Source organism: Streptomyces sp. NPDC093109 (assembly GCF_040701725.1).
Lineage (GTDB): Bacteria > Actinomycetota > Actinomycetes > Streptomycetales > Streptomycetaceae > Streptomyces.
Genome location: NZ_JBFBEZ010000044.1, coordinates 33623 through 52022 on the forward strand (window position 1 = coordinate 33623; position 18400 = coordinate 52022).

Genomic DNA, 18400 nt, shown 5'->3' on the forward strand with positions numbered 1-18400 from the left:
TTGACCCGAGCTCAATGGCCAACTATTAAGTACGGCAGGGCCGTAAACCACAGTTAAATAGTCTCGTTTTGACAACATGCCACGCCGCGCCCGCCCGAAATACGGACAAAGGGAGCACAGACAGACACCCGCGAAACGGACTGTTAACACGCGCTCCGGAGATAACGGTTCGCTATGCGAACGCCGGGCGGGCGAACAAGTATCGCACCAAACCATAGAAAACGGACACCCCGGCCGCGCCCGCGCAGGAACGCGAGGCGGCCGGGGTATGGAGCGCATCAACCAGAAGTCAGCAGTACTTCTTCTTCGCCGTCGCCGCCAACGACGTCTTGGGCACGGAGTCACCGCAGCGGAGGCCACCCTCGACGTCACTCGTCCACGACTTCACCTTGCCGTACCTCTCCGTCTTGACCCACTTGGTACCCCTGTCGCAGCGGTACTGAGTGTAGTAACCGGACGCCTTCTTCGTGCCGTGGAAGAACACGTAGGTGCCCTTCTTCGACAGCTCGTACTTCACCGTCTCTTCCTTGGTGCTGGTCCGCTTACCCTCGGCCTTGAGCTCAAGACCCACGTTCGCCTCAAGGCTGGCAATCGCGACCTTCCCGCTCACCTTGGTACCCGCCGTCGCCGTCACGGACGCCGTTACCTCATTGACCTTCTTCGTACTAAAGGTCTTCGTCACGACGCCGCCGGTGTAATTCTCCAACACCTTCCGATGCGTCACGACCCACGACTTGCTCACCGACGTCCACGTCAGCTTGGTGGCCCCGGGGTTGCACATAGGGTCGTTGGCCATCGGCGCAGCTACGGCCGGAGTGGCCATGGCGAAAGACACCGCCGCCCCCGCGAGCGAGAGAGCGATCAACTTGCGCATCACTTACCCCTTTTGCTAGACAAATATGAAAATCAGAGACATAAAGTCCCACCCACCCCAACCTGGTGGGGAAACGATTATTCACCACCTCGTAACCAAGCTCCACTCATTTGAGGTTTACATGAGGTGACCACGTCAATGCTTCACAAATCGCACTCCGGTCTCCGCATAGGAACGGCCCGGTTACTCCAACCGTGGAGTAACCGGGCCCGTCAAAAAAACCGAGTCAGCCGTGCTTGGCGCGCGAGGCCGCGCGACCGCGCAGCTTCTGGTCGAGGACGACCTTGCGGATACGGACGGTCTCCGGGGTCACCTCGATGCACTCGTCGTCGCGGCAGAACTCCAGGGACTGCTCCAGCGACAGCTTCCTGGCCGGCACCACGTTCTCCGTGGTGTCCGCGGAGGCGGCACGCATGTTGGTGAGCTTCTTCTCCTTGGTGATGTTCACGTCCATGTCGTCGGCGCGCGAGTTCTCGCCGATGATCATGCCCTCGTAGACCTCGGTGCCGGCCTCGGTGAAGATGACACCGCGCTCCTGGAGGTTGACCATCGCGAACGGCGTCACCGTGCCCGAACGGTCCGCCACCAGCGAGCCGTTGTGACGGGTGCGCAGCTCGCCGAACCACGGCTCGTGGCCCTCGAAGATGGAGTGCGCGATGCCGGTGCCGCGGGTCTGGGTCAGGAACTCCGTACGGAAGCCGATCAGCCCGCGTGAAGGAACGATCCACTCCATGCGGATCCAGCCGGAGCCGTGGTTGGTCATCGTCTCCATGCGGCCCTTGCGGGTCGCCATCAGCTGGGTGATCGGGCCGAGGTGCTCCTCGGGGGAGTCGATGGTCATGCGCTCGATCGGCTCGTGCGTCTTGCCGTCGATCTGCTTGGTGACGACCTCCGGCTTGCCGACGGTCAGCTCGAAGCCCTCACGCCGCATCTGCTCGACCAGGATGGCCAGCGCCAGCTCACCGCGGCCCTGCACCTCCCAGGCGTCGGGGCGCTCGGTGTCCAGCACGCGCAGCGAGACGTTACCGATCAGCTCGCGGTCGAGGCGGTCCTTGACCTGGCGGGCGGTGACCTTGTGGCCCTTGCCGCCCTTGCCGACCAGCGGCGAGGTGTTGGCGCCGATGGTCATCGAGATGGCCGGCTCGTCCACCGTGATCAGCGGCAGCGCGATCGGGTTCTCCGGGTCGGCCAGGGTCTCGCCGATCATGATGTCCGGGATACCGGCGATGGCGCAGATGTCGCCCGGGCCCGCCTTCTCGGCCGGCTTGCGGGTGAGCGCCTCGGTCATCAGCAGCTCGGTGATACGGACGTTGGACTTCGTGCCGTCACGCTTGATCCAGGTGACGGTCTGCCCCTTCTTCAGCTCGCCCTGCTCGACGCGGCACAGCGCGATACGGCCGAGGAAGTTGTCCGCGTCCAGGTTGGTGACATGGGCCTGGAGGGGCGCCTCTTCGTCGTACTCCGGAGCCGGGACGTGCGACAGGATCGTGTTGAAGAACGGCTCCAGGTTCTCGCTGTCCCCCGGGACGGTGCCGTCCTCGGGCTTGGTCAGCGAGGCGATGCCGTCCCGCGCGCAGGCGTAGACGATCGGGAACTCGATCTGCTCCTCGGTCGCGTCCAGGTCCAGGAAGAGGTCGTACGTCTCGTCGACGACCTCGGCGATCCGGGAGTCCGGGCGGTCCGTCTTGTTGATGCAGAGGATGACCGGCATCTTCGCCTGGAGCGCCTTGCGGAGCACGAAGCGGGTCTGCGGCAGCGGGCCCTCGGAGGCGTCGACGAGGAGCACGACGGCGTCGACCATCGACAGACCGCGCTCGACCTCGCCGCCGAAGTCGGCGTGGCCGGGGGTGTCGATGATGTTGATCGTGATCGGGTCGCCACCGGTCTTCGGGTGGTACTTCACGGCCGTGTTCTTGGCCAGGATCGTGATGCCCTTCTCACGCTCCAGGTCGTTCGAGTCCATCATCCGGTCGTCGAGGTGCTCGGCGGCGTGCGCGGCGAAGGCACCGGCCTGCTTCAGCATGGCGTCGACCAGAGTGGTCTTGCCATGGTCGACGTGGGCGACGATGGCGACGTTACGGATGTCATGGCGCGTGGGCATGCTGGCTTGCGCTTCTCTCGATCGTGGGTGCGGCGTTGTTTTTCCTCGTACGCCCGCCGGGCGCGGACACGCCATGGCCAGTCCCATGGTACGGGCCTGAGGCGTCGGGGGCTTCCCGGCCCGATCGGAGAGACCTGAGTCACGGTGGGACGGTGGGGTGGGGGTGGGGGGTGAAGGGGTGGAGCTGCCCGGGTCAAGGACGGGTACGAGCTTGCCCGCCGGACGGGCCGGCGGGCAAGTGAATTGATCGGTTTCTGAGCTTGGGAAGCGGCTCTGACCTGCTTTTCTTCTCCGGGCCCGGTCCTCGTTCCGCTCCCGTCGCCTTCTTTTCGCCCGGTCTTCTTCCGCTACGCCGCGCCGGCCGTCACTTCTTCTTCTTGTCCGTGAGGTCGGGGCCCATGGCGCCGGCCTTCTTGTAGCCGATGTCCTGGTAGCGGGGCGCCTCGAAGCCGAAGGCGCCCGCGTTCCGCAGTCCCGGCTTGGCGGCCACCAGCTGCGGACGCTGGTAGAGGGGGATGGATCCCGCGGCGGCCCAGATCCGGGCGTCGGCCTGCCTGACCAGGTCGCGGGAGGTCTTCTCGTTCAGCTCGGAGGCCGCCCGGTCGAAGAGCTGGTCGATGTGGTCCGTACCGACGCGGGTGTAGTTCTGCTCGACCAGCAGCGAGCCGTCGCTGGCGGGGATGGGCTTGGCGTAGATCGGCCGGCCGTCGGTCGCCGGGTAGGCGCTGGCGGGCCAGGAGTAGAGGGCCAGGTCGTAGTCGCCGGACGCGATGTGGTCCTTGAAGTAGCCGGCGTCGGCGACCTTGGTGATCTCCGTACCGATGCCGATCCGGTCCAGCATCCGCGAGATGCGCTCCCCGACGCTGCGGAGCGCGTCACCGCTCTCCCCGGCCGGCAGGACGAAGCGGAGGGTGAGCGGCTTGCCGTCCTTGCCGAGCGGGCCGCTCTGCGCGAGCGCCTCGGAGGAGCCGGGGGACGGGGCGGGGGCGGCGGTGCCACGCGGGGCGTAGGCGCCCGCCATGCCGCCCGGCTTCTTGTCGTGGGAGTCCTGCGCGGCGTTCACCGTCTGCTGCCGGGGCTCCGAGTCGTCCGCGCGGGCCGCCTGGTGGCGCAGCGCGACGCCCTGGACGGCGGCGGCCGGGGCCGGGGCGAGGATGTAGACGGCGGACTCGGGGCGGGGGGCGGCGTTGCCCGGCTTGTCGTCGCCGATGATGTAGAGGCCCTCGTCGGAGGCGGCGTCACCGGCGGCGGGCGCGTCCTTGGCACCCGCCTTGGTGCCGGTGGCTCCGCCCTTGTCCTCCGACGACTCGTCGTCCTTCTTCCGCTCGTCCGCCGTCCCCTCCCCCTCGCTGCCCGCCTTCGTGCCGGCCGGCTTCTTCTTCGCCCCGCCCGGCGTCCAGCCCGCGTCGGCCAGCAGCGCCTGCGCCTCGTGCGTGTCCTGCTTGCCGAGCGCCCGGCTGCTGTCCGCGTACGCCTGCTGTCCGGCCAGCGCCAGATGGCTGCCCGGCGGCTTGGCCTTGAGGCCGAGCGGCTTGAGTACGAGGTCGGCCAGCTCCTGGCGGTCGAGGGCGCGGGCCACGGCGCGCCGTACCCGCTCGTCGGAGAGCGGGCCGGACTCGCCGTTCATCGCGAGCTGCGTGTAGGCGGGCTCCAGGGACTTCCGTACCTCGAAGCCCGCCAGCCCCTTCTGTTCCTTGGCGTACGTGTCGACGGCCTCGGCGGTGCGCTGGCGGGTCTCCTGGGCCTCCTCGGCCTTCTCGTCGTCAGAGCCGTAGGCCTCGGCCCACGACCGGAGGGCGGACGCCGGGGTGATCGCGGCGCCGGGGCCGTGGGTGAGCTGCTCGGCGCCGTGCGATCCCTTGTCCCTGACCGCCAGGGCGATACGTTTCGCCGCGCCGGTGTCGATCTCCGCGACATCGAGCCGGCCGGCCGCGAGGGCCGCCGCGCGCTTGTTGCGGGGGACGGCGCTCAGCACGATCGAGTCGAGCTTGGCCGGCTGGCCCCACCAGCGGGGGTTGCGGACGAGCGTGGTCTCCTTGCCGCTCCGGTCCACCTTCTGGACCTTGAAGGGGCCCGCGGTGATCTTCAGCTCCTTGCGCGCCCCGTCGTTGAAGGCGTTGGGCGTCCCCATCACGTCCTTGGGATAGAGGGGGCTGAAGAGCGACTTCCAGTCGGCGTAAGGCTTCTGGAACGTGACGCGGACCTCCAGGTCGTTCGCGCCGCGCTCGATCTTCTCGATCCGCTCGTACCCGGCGTTGCGGGCCGTCCAGTACGCGGAGTCCTTGCCGCGCAGGGCGCGCCACTGGGCGACGAAGTCCGGCGCCCCGAGCTCGCGGCCGTCGCTCCACACCGCCTGCTGGTTGAGCTTGTAGAGCACGACCTGCTTGGGCTCGCGCTCGACGATCTTGGCGGACTCCAGATAGTCCGGGTTGAGCTGCGGCCGGCCGCCCCGGTCGAGGGTGAAGAGCGAGGGCAGTACGGCCTCGGCGATCCGGCCGGTGGTGGCGTCCGCGTCGGCCTGGAAGGCGTTGAACGTCGCGGGCACGGAGTCGACCGCCCAGCGGACGGTGCCGCCCTGTTCGACCCACTTCCGTGCGGCGGGGGCGACATCGGGCGTCGCGGCGGACGTGGTGTCGCTCTCGTCCGGCTCCGAGGTGCACGCGGACAGGACGGGCAGGGCGAGAACGCCGCTGGTCAGGAGCGCGACGGAGCGGAGCGTACGGGAGCATGTCCTCCCGCGTGGGCCGACGTGGGACATGGCTTGTACCTCTTCGTCCTGTTTGTGGAATTTAGAGATGATCACACCTATTGCCCACTCACTGAAGGGGACGGCACGGCGACAATGGCGCAGACACGACGTTTTACCGACAAACACCACTCAGGTGGCCCAACCGCGCCCCGGGCGCGGCTCCGCGCACCCTTCCCAAGCGAGGTGTGACGCGCGACACTCGCAGTCATGTCCGCGCGCCGTCCGCGACCGTGGAAATGAGGGCCACTCATGTCTCTGCAGGACGAGCTGACGGCGGTCAGGCGCCGCCTCGACGACCTGATCCGCACGGTGGAGCGCCTGGAGCGGAGCGCCGGCACCGCCCGTACGGAAGCGGGCGAGCCACGCACCGCCGGCCCCGACGACCTCGTCCCCGTCCCTGACACCCCGTACGACAGCACGCTGTGGACGGACTCGGACGACGAGGGCCTGGGCGTACGGAACCGCCGCGCGCCGTAGCACTTCCCTCCAGGGCAATCCAGGAAAATCCAGGACAGTCGAGGACCCAGGAGACGTCTTTGGCCACCGGAACCGACCCCTCGCCCTTACCCCCCACCGGCGTGCACAGCGCCTCCCGCGCCGCCATCGCCGCCCGCCATCTGCGCACCGACCGCTGGTGGCTCGCGCCCGCCGGGACCGCCGCCGGGCTCCTCGCCTTCATCGTCTACTCGACCTGGCGCGCCTTCGCGAACAGCCACTACTACGCGGCGCCCTACGTCTCCCCGTTCTACTCGCCCTGTCTGGCGGAGAGCTGTGTCCCCATGCGGCACGGCCCCAACGCGGAGCTGTTCGGCGGCTGGTGGGGCCTCTCCCCCGCGCTGCTGATCCTGGTCTTCCCGCTGGGCTTCCGGCTGACCTGCTACTACTACCGCAAGGCGTACTACCGGGGCTTCTGGGCCTCGCCGCCCGCCTGCGCCGTCGCCGAGCCGCACCGGAAGTACACCGGCGAGACCCGCTTCCCGCTGATCCTCCAGAACGTCCACCGGTACTTCTTCTACGCGGCGCTGCTGGTCGCCTGCGTGCTGACGTACGACACGGCGCTGACGTTCCGGAACGCCGAGTACGCCTGGGGCCACGCGGGTCTCGGCTCGCTGATCTTCCTCGTCAACATCGCCCTGATCTGGGCGTACACCGTCTCCTGCCACTCCTGCCGGCATGTCCTGGGCGGCCGGCTGCGGCACTTCTCGAAACATCCGGTGCGCTACCGGCTCTGGGGCTGGGCCGGAAAGCTCAACCACCGCCACGCGCAGCTGGCCTGGGCCTCGCTGGTCAGCGTCGCCGCGTGCGACCTCTACGTCTATCTGCTCGCCACCGGGGCCTTCGCCGATCCGCGCCTCTTCTGACACCAGTGCCTCCGAACACCAGGGAGATCCGTCCGACATGACGCAACTGGAACGCCGGCCCTGGGACGTCGTCGTGGTGGGTGCCGGGGGCGCCGGGCTCCGGGCCGCCATCGAGGCGCGCGAGCGGGGCGCCCGTACCGCCGTCATCTGCAAGTCCCTCTTCGGCAAGGCCCATACGGTGATGGCCGAGGGCGGCATCGCCGCCTCCATGGGCAATGTGAACTCCGGCGACAACTGGCAGGTCCACTTCCGCGACACCCTGCGCGGCGGGAAGTTCCTCAACCAGTGGCGGATGGCCGAGCTGCACGCGCGCGAGGCGCCCGACCGGGTCTGGGAGCTGGAGACCTGGGGCGCGCTCTTCGACCGTACGCCCGACGGCCGGATCTCCCAGCGCAACTTCGGCGGCCACGAGTACCCGCGCCTCGCCCACGTCGGCGACCGCACGGGCCTGGAGCTGATCCGTACCCTCCAGCAGAAGATCGTCTCGCTCCAGCAGGAGGACTTCCGGGAGTACGGCGACCACGAGGCGCGGCTGAAGGTCTACCAGGAGTGCACGGTCACCCGGCTGCTGAAGGACGGCGACCGGATCGCGGGGACCTTCTGCTACGAACGGGAGTCCGGCCGCTTCTTCGTCCTGGAGGCACCGGCCGTGGTGCTCGCCACCGGCGGCATCGGCAAGTCCTTCAAGGTGACGTCCAACTCCTGGGAGTACACGGGCGACGGCCACGCGCTGGCGCTGCTCGCGGGCGCGCCCCTGCTGAACATGGAGTTCGTGCAGTTCCATCCGACCGGCATGGTCTGGCCGCCCTCGGTCAAGGGCATCCTCGTCACCGAATCGGTGCGCGGCGACGGCGGAGTGCTCCGCAACTCCGAGGGCCGGCGGTTCATGTTCGACTACATCCCCGACGTCTTCAAGGAGAAGTACGCGGAGACCGAGGCCGAGGGCGACCGCTGGTACGAGGACCCCGACCGCAACCGCCGCCCGCCCGAGCTGCTCCCCCGCGACGAGGTGGCCCGCGCCATCAACTCCGAGGTGAAGGCGGGCCGCGGCTCGCCGCACGGCGGTGTCTTCCTCGACGTCTCGACACGGATGCCGGCGGAGGTGGTCAAGCGCCGGCTGCCGTCGATGTACCACCAGTTCAAGGAGCTGGCCGATGTCGACATCACGGCGGAGCCGATGGAGGTCGGCCCGACCTGCCACTACGTGATGGGCGGCATCGCCGTCGACTCGGAGACCGCCGCCGCGCCGGGCGTACCCGGTCTGTACGCGGCGGGCGAGGTCGCGGGCGGGATGCACGGCTCCAACCGGCTCGGCGGGAACTCCCTCTCCGACCTGCTGGTCTTCGGCCGGCGGGCCGGGCTGCACGCGGCGGGGTACGCGGCCGGGCTCGGCGGCGTACACCCCGCGCCGGACGAGGCGGGGATCGACGCGGCGGCCCGGGAGGCGCTGCGCCCGTTCGGCGCGGGTACGGAAGCCCCGGTCGGCGCGGGTACGGAAGCCCCGTTCGGCAGCGGGCCCGGAGCCGCTGCCGAGAATCCGTACACCGTCCACCAGGAGCTTCAGCAGACGATGCACGACCTGGTCGGCATCATCCGGCGCGAGGCCGAGATCGCGCGGGCGCTTGAGACACTCGCCGAGCTGCGCGAGAGGGCCGGCCGCGTCGTGGTCGAGGGCCACAGGCAGTTCAACCCGGGCTGGCACCTCGCCCTCGATCTCCGCAACATGCTGCTGGTCAGCGAGTGCGTGGCACGGGCGGCCCTGGAGCGTACGGAGAGCCGGGGCGGCCACACCCGCGAGGACTGGCCGGGGATGGCGCGCGACTGGCGCCGGATCAATCTGTACTGCGCGATCGAGGGCCACCGGATCGCGCTCACGCGCCGGACCACCGAGGCCATCCGTCCCGACCTGCTCGCGCTGTTCGACAAGGAAGAGCTGGTCAAGTACCTCGCCGAAGAGGAGCTCCAAGCATGAGCGCGCCCGCGTCCCCGCCCTCCTCCTCGTCCTCGTCCTCGTCCTCGTCCTACGAAGCGAAGTTCCGGGTCTGGCGCGGCGACGCGGCGGGCGGGGAGCTGACCGACTTCGCCGTCGAGGTCAATGACGGGGAGGTCGTCCTCAACATCATCCACCGCATCCAGGCGACCGCCGCCCCGGATCTCGCCGTGCGCTGGAACTGCAAGGCGGGCAAGTGCGGTTCGTGCAGCGCGGAGGTCAACGGGCGGCCCCGGCTGCTGTGCATGACCCGGATGTCGGTCTTCACACGCGAGGAGACGGTCACGGTCACGCCGCTGCGCGCATTCCCGGTGATCCGCGATCTGGTGACGGATGTGTCGTTCAACTACGCGAAGGCGCGCGAGATCCCGGCGTTCGTACCGCCGCCCGGGGTCGCGGCGGGCGAGTACCGGATGCGGCAGATCGATGTGGAGCGCTCGCAGGAGTTCCGCAAGTGCATCGAGTGCTTCCTGTGCCAGGACACCTGCCATGTGGTGCGGGACCACGAGGAGAACAAGCCGGCGTTCGCCGGTCCGCGCTTCCTGATGCGGGTGGCCGAGCTGGACATGCATCCGCTGGACGCCGCCGGGGAGTCGGGGCTCGACCGGGCGAGGAGCGCGCAGGACGAGCACGGACTCGGCTTCTGCAACATCACCAAGTGCTGTACGGAGGTGTGCCCCGAGGGCATCCGGATCACGGACAACGCGCTGATCCCGCTGAAGGAACGGGCGGTGGACCGCAAGTACGACCCGCTGGTGTGGCTGGGGAACAGGATCGGCCGCAGACGGGAGTGACCGGAGGGGGCGCCCGCCGGAGGGGGCGCCCACCAGAGGAGTCACCCACCGGACGGATCACCCACCAGAGGAGTCACCCACCGGACGGGTCACCCGTCGGCGCAGGTCACCCGCCGGAGCAGGCGTCCGGCCCCGCCACGCAGCCCCAGCCCTCCCTGTACGCGGTCCAGTTCTGCTCCGTCGCCGCGAAGTCGACGTAGATCGCGACCCCGAACCGCTCCCGCGCCCGGTCCGTCCGTCCCAGCCCCAGCCGGACGCCGCGTACCGCCGCCGGGACGGTCTCCGCGTGGCCGTGGTGGCTCAGGTCGTCCTCGTAGTAGAAGGGCAGCCCCATCAGCAGATCGGTGTCCGCCGGGGTGACTTCGAGGGCGAGCGCGGTCTGCTGGGCGACATAGCCGCCGTACAGGCCCTCCAGCGGCATCGCCGTGTCGTACGACATGACGGCGACCTGGTCGACGCGCCGGGCGACCTGCGCGAAGTACGCCTGCGACCACCACTTGTGGTGCCCGGCGACAGCGCCCGCGACCGAGTGCAGCGCGGGCAGCGGATCGATCTGGTGGGTGGCGACGGAGAGCGGCACCTGCCGGGCGCGGGTGAGCGCGCGCAGATCGTCCAGCAGGGAGAGGTAGTCGCGGTTTCCGGAGTGCAGCGGCTCCAGGTCGAAGTGGACGCCGTCGAAGCCCGCGTCCAGGATCTGCCCGGCCGAGCGCACCACGGCCGCGCGGGACGCGGCGCGCTCCAGCCGCAGCCCCTCGGGGGTCTCGCTCGCCAGTATGTCGCCCAGCCAGGCGTGTACGCGGACGCCCGGTAGCGCGCGGTGCACGGCGCCGATCAGCCACTCCGCGCGCGGATAGGCGCTCGCGGGCAGCGTGCCGTCGTGCTCCAGGGGCCCGGCGTGCACATACAGGTCGCGGATGCCGGTCCCCTTGATCCGCCGGGCGAAGGCGTCGACGTCGACGTCCTTCTTCCGGCCGTCGACCCAGGCATGGCCCAGCCAGATGGCGTCCCGGCCGCGGGTCCTGGTGCCGTCCTCGACGGCGCCCGCGTAGTTGATCCGCAGGGCGAGCGCGGCGGCGCCGACGGGGACGGTGAGCAGGACCACGAGGAGCAGCGCGATCCGTATGGGCCACCGGGCGCGGGGCGCGTGCCAGACCCCGCGCCAGGCCCGCCCCGGCATCCGGCGTGCTGTCGTGACGCATCCGCTCAGCCGTGCGCGCAAGACCGGCCCCTCCCCCGTTGCCGATAAAGGCGCTCAGAGTACCCGTACAGATGTCCGGTCGCGGGCTTTCCTGTGCGGACATAACCTCCGAATTGTGATGAACTCCGTGCGCCGCGCCCGCCTCCGGAGCCTCTTCGCCACGCTGCTCATAGCCGGGTGGCTGCTGACGGCGCCCGGGGCCGGTGTCGCTGCCGCTGCCGCCCGCGCCGAGCAGCCGGTCCCGCTGGACCGCCAGGGGCAGATCACCGACAAGGTGGGCGCGCTCGGCGGCCGGAAGGCCGAGGTGAGCCGGGCGCTGGACCGGCTCGACAGCGAGCGGCACATCCAGCTGTTCGTCGTGTACGTACGGGACTTCTCCGGGCGCTCCGCGCAGAGCTGGGCCGATGCGACGGCCACCCGCAACGGCCTGGGCCGGGACGATGTGCTGCTCGCGGTGGCCACCCACGACCGGCTCTACGCCTACTCCGCCGACGCCGCCGGGCCCTTCACGGACGCGCGGCTCGCCGAGGTCGCCAGGACCGCCGTCGAGCCCGCGCTGCGGCGGAACGACTGGGCGGGGGCGGCGATCGGCGCGGCGGACGGTTACGCGGCGGTGCTGGCGGGCCGGCCCGTACCGACCCCCGCCCTCACCCCCGGGCCTGCCGATCCGGGCGGCACGGCGGCGGCCGGGGGCGCGGCGACGAATCTGGTGCTGCCCGTCGTCGTGGTGCTCGCCGCGGCCGGGATCGCCGCGTACACCTTCGCCAAGCGCAAGCGGCGGGCGGCGTCCCGTACGACACCGGGCGACGGGCGCCCGGGCGGTGGCTGGGGTACGGGCGGGTCCGGGCCGACGCCGCCCGCCGAGGTCCCGCTGCCCGAGCTGGACGGCCGGGCGCGGCGCGTCCTGGTCGAGACGGACGACGCGCTGCGTACCAGCCAGGAGGAACTGGGCTTCGCCACCGCGCAGTTCGGCGAGGAGGCCGCGGCGCCCTTCACCGACGCGGTGGCCTTCGCGCGGGGCGAGCTGACGGTGGCGTTCCGGCTGCGCCAGGAGCTGGACGACACGTATCCGGAGGACGACGCGACCCGCCGCCGGATGCTGGCGGAGATCATCGCGCGCTGCGCGGAGGCGGACCGGCGGCTGGACGCGGAGTCCGAGGCGTTCGACCGGCTCCGGGCGCTGGAGCGCAACGCGCCGCGGGCGCTCGACACCGTCACGGCGTCCTACCAGGAGCTGACGGGCCGGGTCGCGAGGGCGCGCGAGACCCTGGCGGCCCTGCGCGAGCGGTACGCCGACTCGGCCGCCGCGCCGGTCGCGGACAGCGCCGACCAGGCCGCTGACCGGCTGACCTTCACGGCCACCGCGCTGGCCGAGGCCGGTCGGCTGGTAGCCGCCGGAGACAACGGCAGGGCCGCCGTGCACGTACGGGCCGCGGAGAGCGCCGCCGGGCAGGCGGCCACGCTGGCCGAGGCGGTCGAGCGGCGCGCGCGGGAGCTGGCGGAGGCCGCCGGGCGGCTCCCCGGCGCGCTCACGGAGACGGAGACGGATCTCGCGGACGCGCGCGGCCTGCTGAAGGGCACGGCGGCCGGAGTGCCGACGGCCGATCTCCAGGGCCGGATCGGCCGCGCTGAGGCGGTGGTCCTGGAGGTACGGCGGGAGAGCGGCGCCGGCGGGCGGTACGACCCGATCGACGCCCTGCGCCGGGTCGAGGAGGCGGACGCGGTGCTGGACGAGGCGCTGACCGGGGCGCGCGAGCGCGAGGCGGGCGACCGCCGGGCGGGCACGCTCCTCGATCAGGCGATGCTCACGGCCGGCTCGGCGATCGGCGCCGCGGCCGACTACGTCACCACGCACCGCGGGGCGGTCGGCAGCCAGGCCCGCACCCGGCTGGCGGAGTCGCAGCGCCGGCTGGAGTGGGCGCGGGGGCGGGCGGCGGCGGGCGACGCGCAGTCGGCGCTGGGCGAGGCGCAGCGGGCGGACGCGCTGGCCCGGCAGGCGCAGGAGCTGGCCGAGCGGGACGTGCGCGCGTACGGGAGCCGGTACGGGAGTCCCTACGGCTCCGGCCCGTACGGCGGCGGTGGCGGCGGCATGGGCGGGGCGGTGCTCGGCGGCATCCTCCTGGGCGGCCTGTTCGGCGGACGCGGCGGCGCAGGAGGCGGCGGCGGATACGGCCGGGGCGGGGGCGGGGGGTTCGGCGGCGGAGGCGGCGGTCCCGGCAGCTTCGGCGGGGGCGGTACGCGCGGCCGGATGGGCGGGGGCGGCCGGTTCTGACGTACGACCCGCCACCTCATCAGTTTTTCCTTCCCTTTCCCGCGCGAGGAGCGGAACCATGACGAAGCAGACCATTCTCGGCCGTGTCACCCAGCTGGCGAAGGCCAATATCAACGCCCTCCTCGACCAGGCGGAGGATCCCCAGAAGCTGCTGGACCAGCTGATCCGCGACTACACGAACAACATCGCGGAGGCGGAGGAGGCCGTGGCCGCCACCATCGGCAATCTGCGGCTGCTGGAGCAGGACCACCAGGAGGACACCGAGGCGGCCCGCGAGTGGGGCGTGAAGGCGCTCGCGGCCAGCAGGAAGGCCGACGAACTGCGCGCGGGCGGCGCGGCGGCGGACGCGGACACCTTCGACCGTCTCGCCAGGGTGGCGCTGGAGAGGCAGCTCCAGTCGGAGAAGGAGGCGCGCACGGCGGAGCCGACCATCGCCGCCCAGACGGAGGTCGTGGAGAAGCTCAGGACCGGTCTGGAGCGGATGCGGACCAAGCTGACCGAGCTGCGCGCCAAGCGCGACGAGCTGGTCGCGCGGGCCACGTCGGCGCGGGCGCAGAACCGGATGATGGACGCGGTCAAGAGCATCGACGTCCTCGACCCGACGAGCGAGATCGGTCGCTTCGAGGACAAGGTGCGGCGCGAGGAGGCGCGGGCGGCGGGCAAGCAGGAGCTGGCCGCGTCGTCGCTGGACGCGCAGTTCGAGCGGCTGGACAGCCTCGGGGACAGCGCGGAGGTCGAGGCGCGGCTGGCGGCGCTGAAGTCCGCCTGACGGAGCGGGCCGGCGGCCTCCCCTTGCCCCGGGGAGGTCAACACGCCGGCCCGGCGTACATGCCGTCAGTACATGCTCAGCAGCTGCTCCACGGTCGGCTCCGCGGGCACCGAACCGCCGTCGGGCAGCGCGAGTTCGAACCAGACCGACTTGCCGCGCGGCGTACGGCGCGAGCCCCACGCGGCGCTCAGCAGCCCGACCAGTTGCAGCCCCCGGCCGCCCTCGTCGGTGTCGCGGGCCCGGCGCCGACGCGGCTGTACGAGCCCGCCGTCCCAGACCTCGCAGACGAGCGTACGGTCCCGCAGCAGCCGCAGCCGGATCTCGCCCTCGCCGTACCGCAGGGCGTTCGTCACCAGCTCGCTGACCAGCAGCTCCACGGTGTCGACCAGCGGTTCGAGATCCCAGGCGAGGAGCTGCGCGCGGGAGAGCTCCCGGGCGCGGCCCACCGAGCGCGGCTCGCGCGGCAGTTGCCAGTCGCCCACGGCGTCGGTCGGCAGCCCCTGGATCCGGGCCATGAGCAGCGCGACGTCGTCCTCGCCGTGCCCGGTGTTGAGGGTGCTCAGCACGTGGTCGCAGACGTCCTCCAGCGGCCGTCCCGCGTTGGCGAGGGCGGCGCGCAGCGCGGTCAGCCCCTCGTCCAGCGGCTGGTCCCTGGACTCCACGAGCCCGTCCGTGTAGAGCGCGAGGAGCGCGCCCTCCGGCAGGTCCACCTCGACCTGTTCGAAGGGCTCGCCGCCCACGCCGAGCGGCATCCCCGGCGGTACGTCGAGCATCAGCGCCTTCTCGCCCGGTTCGACGAGGGCGGGCGGGAGATGGCCGGCGTTGGCGAAGGTGCAGCGCCGGGTGACCGGGTCGTAGACCGCGTAGACGCAGGTGGCGAGGTAGACCTCGGAGAGGTCCGCGTCCCGTGACTTGTGCGCGACCCTGGACGCCTGCTGGGCGCCGCTGGGGGTGCCGAGTCCGCGCGCGATCTCGTCGAGCGCGGAGAGCACCTCGGCGGGCTCCAGGTCGAGCAGCGCCAGGGTCCTCACGGCCGTACGCAGCTCCCCCATGGCGACGGCGGCCCGCAGTCCGCGCCCCATGACGTCACCGACGACGAGCGCGGTTCTGTGGCCGGGGAGTTCGATGACGTCGAACCAGTCGCCGCCGACCTCCGTGGCCGTGTTGCCGGGCAGATAGCGGCAGGCGATGTCCAGCCCTGCGGCCTCGGGGTCGCCGGGCGGCAGCAGGCTGCGCTGGAGGATCAGCGCGCGCTCGTGCTCCCGGCGGTAGAGGCGGGCGTTGTCGATACAGACGGCGGCGCGCGCGGCCAGCTCCACGGCGAGGGCGCGGTCCCGCTCGCCGAACGGTTCGCTGCCCTTCGTACGGGAGAAGGAGACGAGTCCGATGACGGTGTCGTGCGCGACCATCGGGACGGCGAAGCTGGACTGGACGAGGCTGCCGGGCTCGCCAGGGATGGCCCGTACCTGACCGCTGCGCAGGGCGCTCGCGCTGAGCGAGCTGAACGGGAAGCGGTGGACCGCGCCGACCTCCGGCGGTACGTACTCCTCGTCGTCGGTGCCGACGGGCGCGGTCAGCGGGCCGTCCGAGACGGCGCTCGCGAAGGCGACCCGCCGCAGCCGGGCGCTGCCGCCGCCGGATTCGGCCCCCGAGGACTCCCAGCGGCCCGGCGGTGCCTCCTCGCCGGTGAGCAGCGACTGGTAGAGGTCGACGGAGGCGAGGTCGCAGAAGCCGGGCACGGCGACGTCGAGCAGCTCGCGCGCGGTGGTCTCCAGATCGAGCGAGCTGCCGATACGGGCGCTCGCCTCGTTGAGGAGCGCGAGGTTGCGGCGGGCGCTGGCGGCCTCGCGGGCGGCGGCGTGACGGTGTGTGACATCCGTGCCGACGCCGGCGATGCCGAGCGCGCGTCCGGATCCGTTGTGGACGCGGTAGAGGTTCATCGACCAGTTGCGGCGCTCCTGGTCCGACGGCCTGACGCCGACGATCTGGAGATCCGTGACGGGCTGTCCGGTCTCCAGCACCCGGGTGAGCGCGGCGGTCAGCCGGTCGGCCTCGGCGCGGGAGAGATAGTCGTACGCCGTACGTCCCCGGTGGTCGGTGACCCCGCCGCCGAAGACGGTGGCGAACCGCTCGTTGGCGCGCCGGACCTTGAGGTCCGTTCCGAACAGCAGAAAAGCAAAGGGAGATTGGCCGAAAATGGCCTGCGACGACGCCAGGTCCGTTTCGATCCGGCGCAGTGCGTGGACGTCCACGACGATGCAGAGCGCGGCCCGTTCACCGCTCTCCGTCTCACTCGGCATCACATAGACCTCGGCGAGCCCCTGAGGCCCTCTCCCGCCGACCGCGCGGAACGGGACGAGCCCGGTCCACTCCTTGCCGTCGAGGATCTCCTTGACCTTCCGGCGGCCTCGTGGGCGCAGCTCGGAAGGCATGAGCACCTCCACCGGGTCCCTGCCCCTGACCTGGTGCGGACCCATGCCGAACAGCTCGGCGGCCCGCTCGCTCCACTGATCGATCAGGCCGTCGGGGCCGATCGAGAAGGAAGCGGCTCTGATGTAGTCATAGATAGAGCCGGGCGGACTGCTCTGCCATACGACGTCGCCCGCCGCCCCAGATATCTCGCTCACGCGACCGTCCCCTCCAGCTCACGCACCGGACCGGCCTTGCCCGCAGTATTCAGCACTACGGCCCCGGCCGGCACGCCGTTCACGATCACAGCACACTCTCGCTTCTTTTGAGCCGAGTCCGGGCGTGATCGTTGTCCCTTCACACTTCTAACCAGAGAGGGGCAGCTCGAACCACACGGTCTTACCCGTCTTCCCGCGCCGGGTCCCCCAACGGCGCGCGGAACCGGCCACCAGCCGCAGCCCCCGGCCCCCTTCGTCGTCGGGACCGGCAGGACGTTCGACGGGGGGATCCGGCAGCGGATCGGAGACTTCCACGAGGAGCGCGGGCCGTCCGGCGACGACCGGGCCGCCGGCGGCGAGCCGTACGCCGATCGGTCCGGAGGCGTAGCGCAGGGAGTTGGTGACCAGCTCGCTCACGAGCAGGACCGCCGTCTCGGCCACCGCGACGGGCAGGCTCCAGTCACGGAGCGTGTCGCGCACGGCATGGCGGGCGGTGCGTACGGCGTCGGGTTCGGCGGCGAAGGTCCACTCGGCGCGCGCGCCGTCCTCGGTGTCGAGCAAGCCGACCACATCCCACGACCGACGGCGGACCACTGTCCCGACCGGGTCTGTCCGGGCAGGCAAAGAGGGATATACCCGATAATCGCGACAACTACCCCGAAGGCGCGCTCATACCGGGCGGACTCACACCAGGCACGCTCACCCGGGGCGCACTCACGCCGGGCGTGGCCGCAGCCGGGCGGCGGCCTCGGCCACGGCCGGGCGGTCCTGGTCGAGCCAGTCCACGGTATGGATCTCGTCCGGGCCGAGCCAGCGCAGCTCGTCGTGGTCCTCCAGCGGCCGGGGCGTGCCGGAGACCAGTGCGGCCGTCCACACCTGGAGGACGAGGCCGGGCTTCAGCGGCCAGGCGCCGGGGATCCGCTCCACCGGCCGGGCCTCCACGCCGAGTTCCTCGCGCAGCTCACGTACGAGGGCCTCCTCGGGCAGCTCCCCCGGCTCCACCTTGCCGCCGGGCAGCTCCCAGCGGCCGGCCAGCTCGGGCGGCGCGCTCCGGCGCGCGGCCAGCAGCCGCCCCCGGTCGCACACGGCGCCCGCCACCACCACACGATCAGTCATGCACCGAGGCTACCGAGGCCAGGGGCCTGCCCCTGGCCTCGGTAGCCTCGGTCCCGGCCCCTGCCCGTGCGGGCAGGGGCTAAGGAGTCGTCTGACCGACCCGCTCCACCGAGTACAACTGCTTGTGCCCACGCCCGTCCAGGCTGTCGGCTATCTTCTGCGCCTCGTCCTGCGTCGCATACCGGCCGATGCGGTAGCGCGCACCGTTGTCGTCCTGCCGTATCACCAGCCAGGGGAGCGCGGATCCGCCGTCGTTCATCGCGCTCCTCCCGCCGCCGACCTGCATCTCTCCGCTGATCTCCAGGAAACCGCAATCTGCATATGCCTGAGCGTACGCCTGACCTTTACTGAGCGGATACGTGTTTTCACCAAGAGATACGCATCCGGCCAACAAAGCGCCGAAAACCAGGGGGCGGAAACGCCCTGTTCACGCCCCCCACCCCCGGCGCACCCCCGTCACGGCCGCCCCGTACGCCCCGTCAAGTCCGTACGAGCGGCGCCAAAACAGACATCCCGCGCCGGTCCGGGAACCGGCGCGGGGTCACATGG

Annotated in this window: 14 protein-coding genes; 6 read left to right on the forward strand and 8 right to left on the reverse strand. The window is 71.2% G+C overall.

Features of this window, described 5'->3' with window-relative positions; genetic code table 11:
• Positions 1 to 289 precede the first annotated feature (289 nt).
• The 3 genes from AB0389_RS31175 to AB0389_RS31185 all read right to left on the reverse strand — a co-directional run bounded on the left by AB0389_RS31175 (position 290) and on the right by AB0389_RS31185 (position 5733).
• Complete coding sequence (locus tag AB0389_RS31175; RefSeq protein WP_366398873.1) at positions 290 to 874, reverse strand: hypothetical protein; 585 nt, start codon at positions 872 to 874, stop codon at positions 290 to 292.
• A 226-nt stretch (positions 875 to 1100) separates the two neighbouring features.
• The gene (gene typA / locus AB0389_RS31180) at positions 1101 to 2975 is read right to left on the reverse strand and encodes a translational GTPase TypA (protein WP_366398874.1); all 1875 of its coding nucleotides are present in this window, start codon (positions 2973 to 2975) and stop codon (positions 1101 to 1103) included.
• Positions 2976 to 3339: 364 nt separating this feature from the next.
• Positions 3340 to 5733 carry an ABC transporter family substrate-binding protein gene (locus AB0389_RS31185; RefSeq protein WP_366398875.1) on the reverse strand — a complete coding sequence of 798 codons (2394 nt, stop codon included), beginning with the start codon at positions 5731 to 5733 and terminating at the stop codon, positions 3340 to 3342.
• A gap of 240 nt (positions 5734 to 5973) precedes the next feature.
• Between AB0389_RS31185 and AB0389_RS31190 the strand changes: the two genes are divergently transcribed.
• Genes AB0389_RS31190 through AB0389_RS31205 form a run of 4 tightly spaced genes read left to right on the forward strand, consistent with a single transcriptional unit; the run spans position 5974 to position 9869 of the window.
• Positions 5974 to 6201: a hypothetical protein gene (locus AB0389_RS31190; protein ID WP_366398876.1), complete on the forward strand. Its 228-nt coding sequence runs from the start codon at positions 5974 to 5976 to the stop codon at positions 6199 to 6201.
• A 59-nt stretch (positions 6202 to 6260) separates the two neighbouring features.
• A complete protein-coding gene (locus AB0389_RS31195) occupies positions 6261 to 7085 on the forward strand; it encodes a hypothetical protein (RefSeq protein ID WP_366398877.1) in 825 nt (274 codons plus the stop codon).
• Positions 7086 to 7122: 37 nt separating this feature from the next.
• Positions 7123 to 9057, forward strand: a complete 1935-nt coding sequence (locus AB0389_RS31200) for a fumarate reductase/succinate dehydrogenase flavoprotein subunit (RefSeq protein ID WP_366398878.1) — start codon at positions 7123 to 7125, stop codon at positions 9055 to 9057.
• Positions 9054 to 9869, forward strand: a complete 816-nt coding sequence (locus AB0389_RS31205) for a succinate dehydrogenase/fumarate reductase iron-sulfur subunit (protein ID WP_366398879.1) — start codon at positions 9054 to 9056, stop codon at positions 9867 to 9869. Before AB0389_RS31200 ends, AB0389_RS31205 begins: the two co-directional genes overlap by 4 nt.
• A gap of 106 nt (positions 9870 to 9975) precedes the next feature.
• On the opposite strand, the gene AB0389_RS31210 is transcribed toward AB0389_RS31205, so the two are convergent.
• Entirely contained in the window at positions 9976 to 11046 is a 1071-nt protein-coding gene (locus tag AB0389_RS31210) for a glycosyl hydrolase family 18 protein (RefSeq protein WP_366398899.1), read from the reverse strand.
• 139 nt (positions 11047 to 11185) lie between these two features.
• On the opposite strand from AB0389_RS31210, the gene AB0389_RS31215 reads away from it, so the two are divergent.
• Positions 11186 to 13339, forward strand: coding sequence for a TPM domain-containing protein (locus tag AB0389_RS31215; RefSeq protein WP_366398880.1), 2154 nt, complete (start codon positions 11186 to 11188; stop codon positions 13337 to 13339).
• 58 nt (positions 13340 to 13397) lie between these two features.
• Positions 13398 to 14108, forward strand: a complete 711-nt coding sequence (locus tag AB0389_RS31220; RefSeq protein ID WP_366398881.1) for a PspA/IM30 family protein — start codon at positions 13398 to 13400, stop codon at positions 14106 to 14108.
• Positions 14109 to 14173: 65 nt separating this feature from the next.
• Here the strand turns inward: AB0389_RS31220 and AB0389_RS31225 are convergent, their stop codons facing one another.
• The 4 genes from AB0389_RS31225 to AB0389_RS31240 form a co-directional block, all read right to left on the reverse strand.
• On the reverse strand, positions 14174 to 16735 hold the full coding sequence (locus AB0389_RS31225) for a SpoIIE family protein phosphatase (RefSeq protein WP_366398882.1): 2562 nt from the start codon (positions 16733 to 16735) through the stop codon (positions 14174 to 14176).
• Positions 16736 to 16882: 147 nt separating this feature from the next.
• Positions 16883 to 17305, reverse strand: a complete 423-nt coding sequence (locus AB0389_RS31230; RefSeq protein ID WP_366398883.1) for an ATP-binding protein — start codon at positions 17303 to 17305, stop codon at positions 16883 to 16885.
• A 144-nt stretch (positions 17306 to 17449) separates the two neighbouring features.
• The gene (locus AB0389_RS31235) at positions 17450 to 17851 is read right to left on the reverse strand and encodes a (deoxy)nucleoside triphosphate pyrophosphohydrolase (protein WP_366398884.1); all 402 of its coding nucleotides are present in this window, start codon (positions 17849 to 17851) and stop codon (positions 17450 to 17452) included.
• A 79-nt stretch (positions 17852 to 17930) separates the two neighbouring features.
• Positions 17931 to 18110 carry an SPOR domain-containing protein gene (locus AB0389_RS31240; RefSeq protein WP_366398885.1) on the reverse strand — a complete coding sequence of 60 codons (180 nt, stop codon included), beginning with the start codon at positions 18108 to 18110 and terminating at the stop codon, positions 17931 to 17933.
• Between the last annotated feature and the right edge of the window lie 290 nt (positions 18111 to 18400).

What these genes read in the sequence shown, in the direction of transcription:
- AB0389_RS31175 (WP_366398873.1), bottom strand. Translation starts at nt 874, where the DNA reads ATGCGCAAGTTGATCGCTCTCTCGCTCGCGGGGGCGGCGGTGTCTTTC.
- typA (WP_366398874.1), bottom strand. Translation starts at nt 2,975, where the DNA reads ATGCCCACGCGCCATGACATCCGTAACGTCGCCATCGTCGCCCACGTC.
- AB0389_RS31185 (WP_366398875.1), bottom strand. Translation starts at nt 5,733, where the DNA reads ATGTCCCACGTCGGCCCACGCGGGAGGACATGCTCCCGTACGCTCCGC.
- AB0389_RS31190 (WP_366398876.1), top strand. Translation starts at nt 5,974, where the DNA reads ATGTCTCTGCAGGACGAGCTGACGGCGGTCAGGCGCCGCCTCGACGAC.
- AB0389_RS31200 (WP_366398878.1), top strand. Translation starts at nt 7,123, where the DNA reads ATGACGCAACTGGAACGCCGGCCCTGGGACGTCGTCGTGGTGGGTGCC.
- AB0389_RS31205 (WP_366398879.1), top strand. Translation starts at nt 9,054, where the DNA reads ATGAGCGCGCCCGCGTCCCCGCCCTCCTCCTCGTCCTCGTCCTCGTCC.
- AB0389_RS31210 (WP_366398899.1), bottom strand. Translation starts at nt 11,046, where the DNA reads ATGCCGGGGCGGGCCTGGCGCGGGGTCTGGCACGCGCCCCGCGCCCGG.
- AB0389_RS31215 (WP_366398880.1), top strand. Translation starts at nt 11,186, where the DNA reads ATGAACTCCGTGCGCCGCGCCCGCCTCCGGAGCCTCTTCGCCACGCTG.
- AB0389_RS31220 (WP_366398881.1), top strand. Translation starts at nt 13,398, where the DNA reads ATGACGAAGCAGACCATTCTCGGCCGTGTCACCCAGCTGGCGAAGGCC.
- AB0389_RS31235 (WP_366398884.1), bottom strand. Translation starts at nt 17,851, where the DNA reads ATGACTGATCGTGTGGTGGTGGCGGGCGCCGTGTGCGACCGGGGGCGG.
- AB0389_RS31240 (WP_366398885.1), bottom strand. Translation starts at nt 18,110, where the DNA reads ATGAACGACGGCGGATCCGCGCTCCCCTGGCTGGTGATACGGCAGGAC.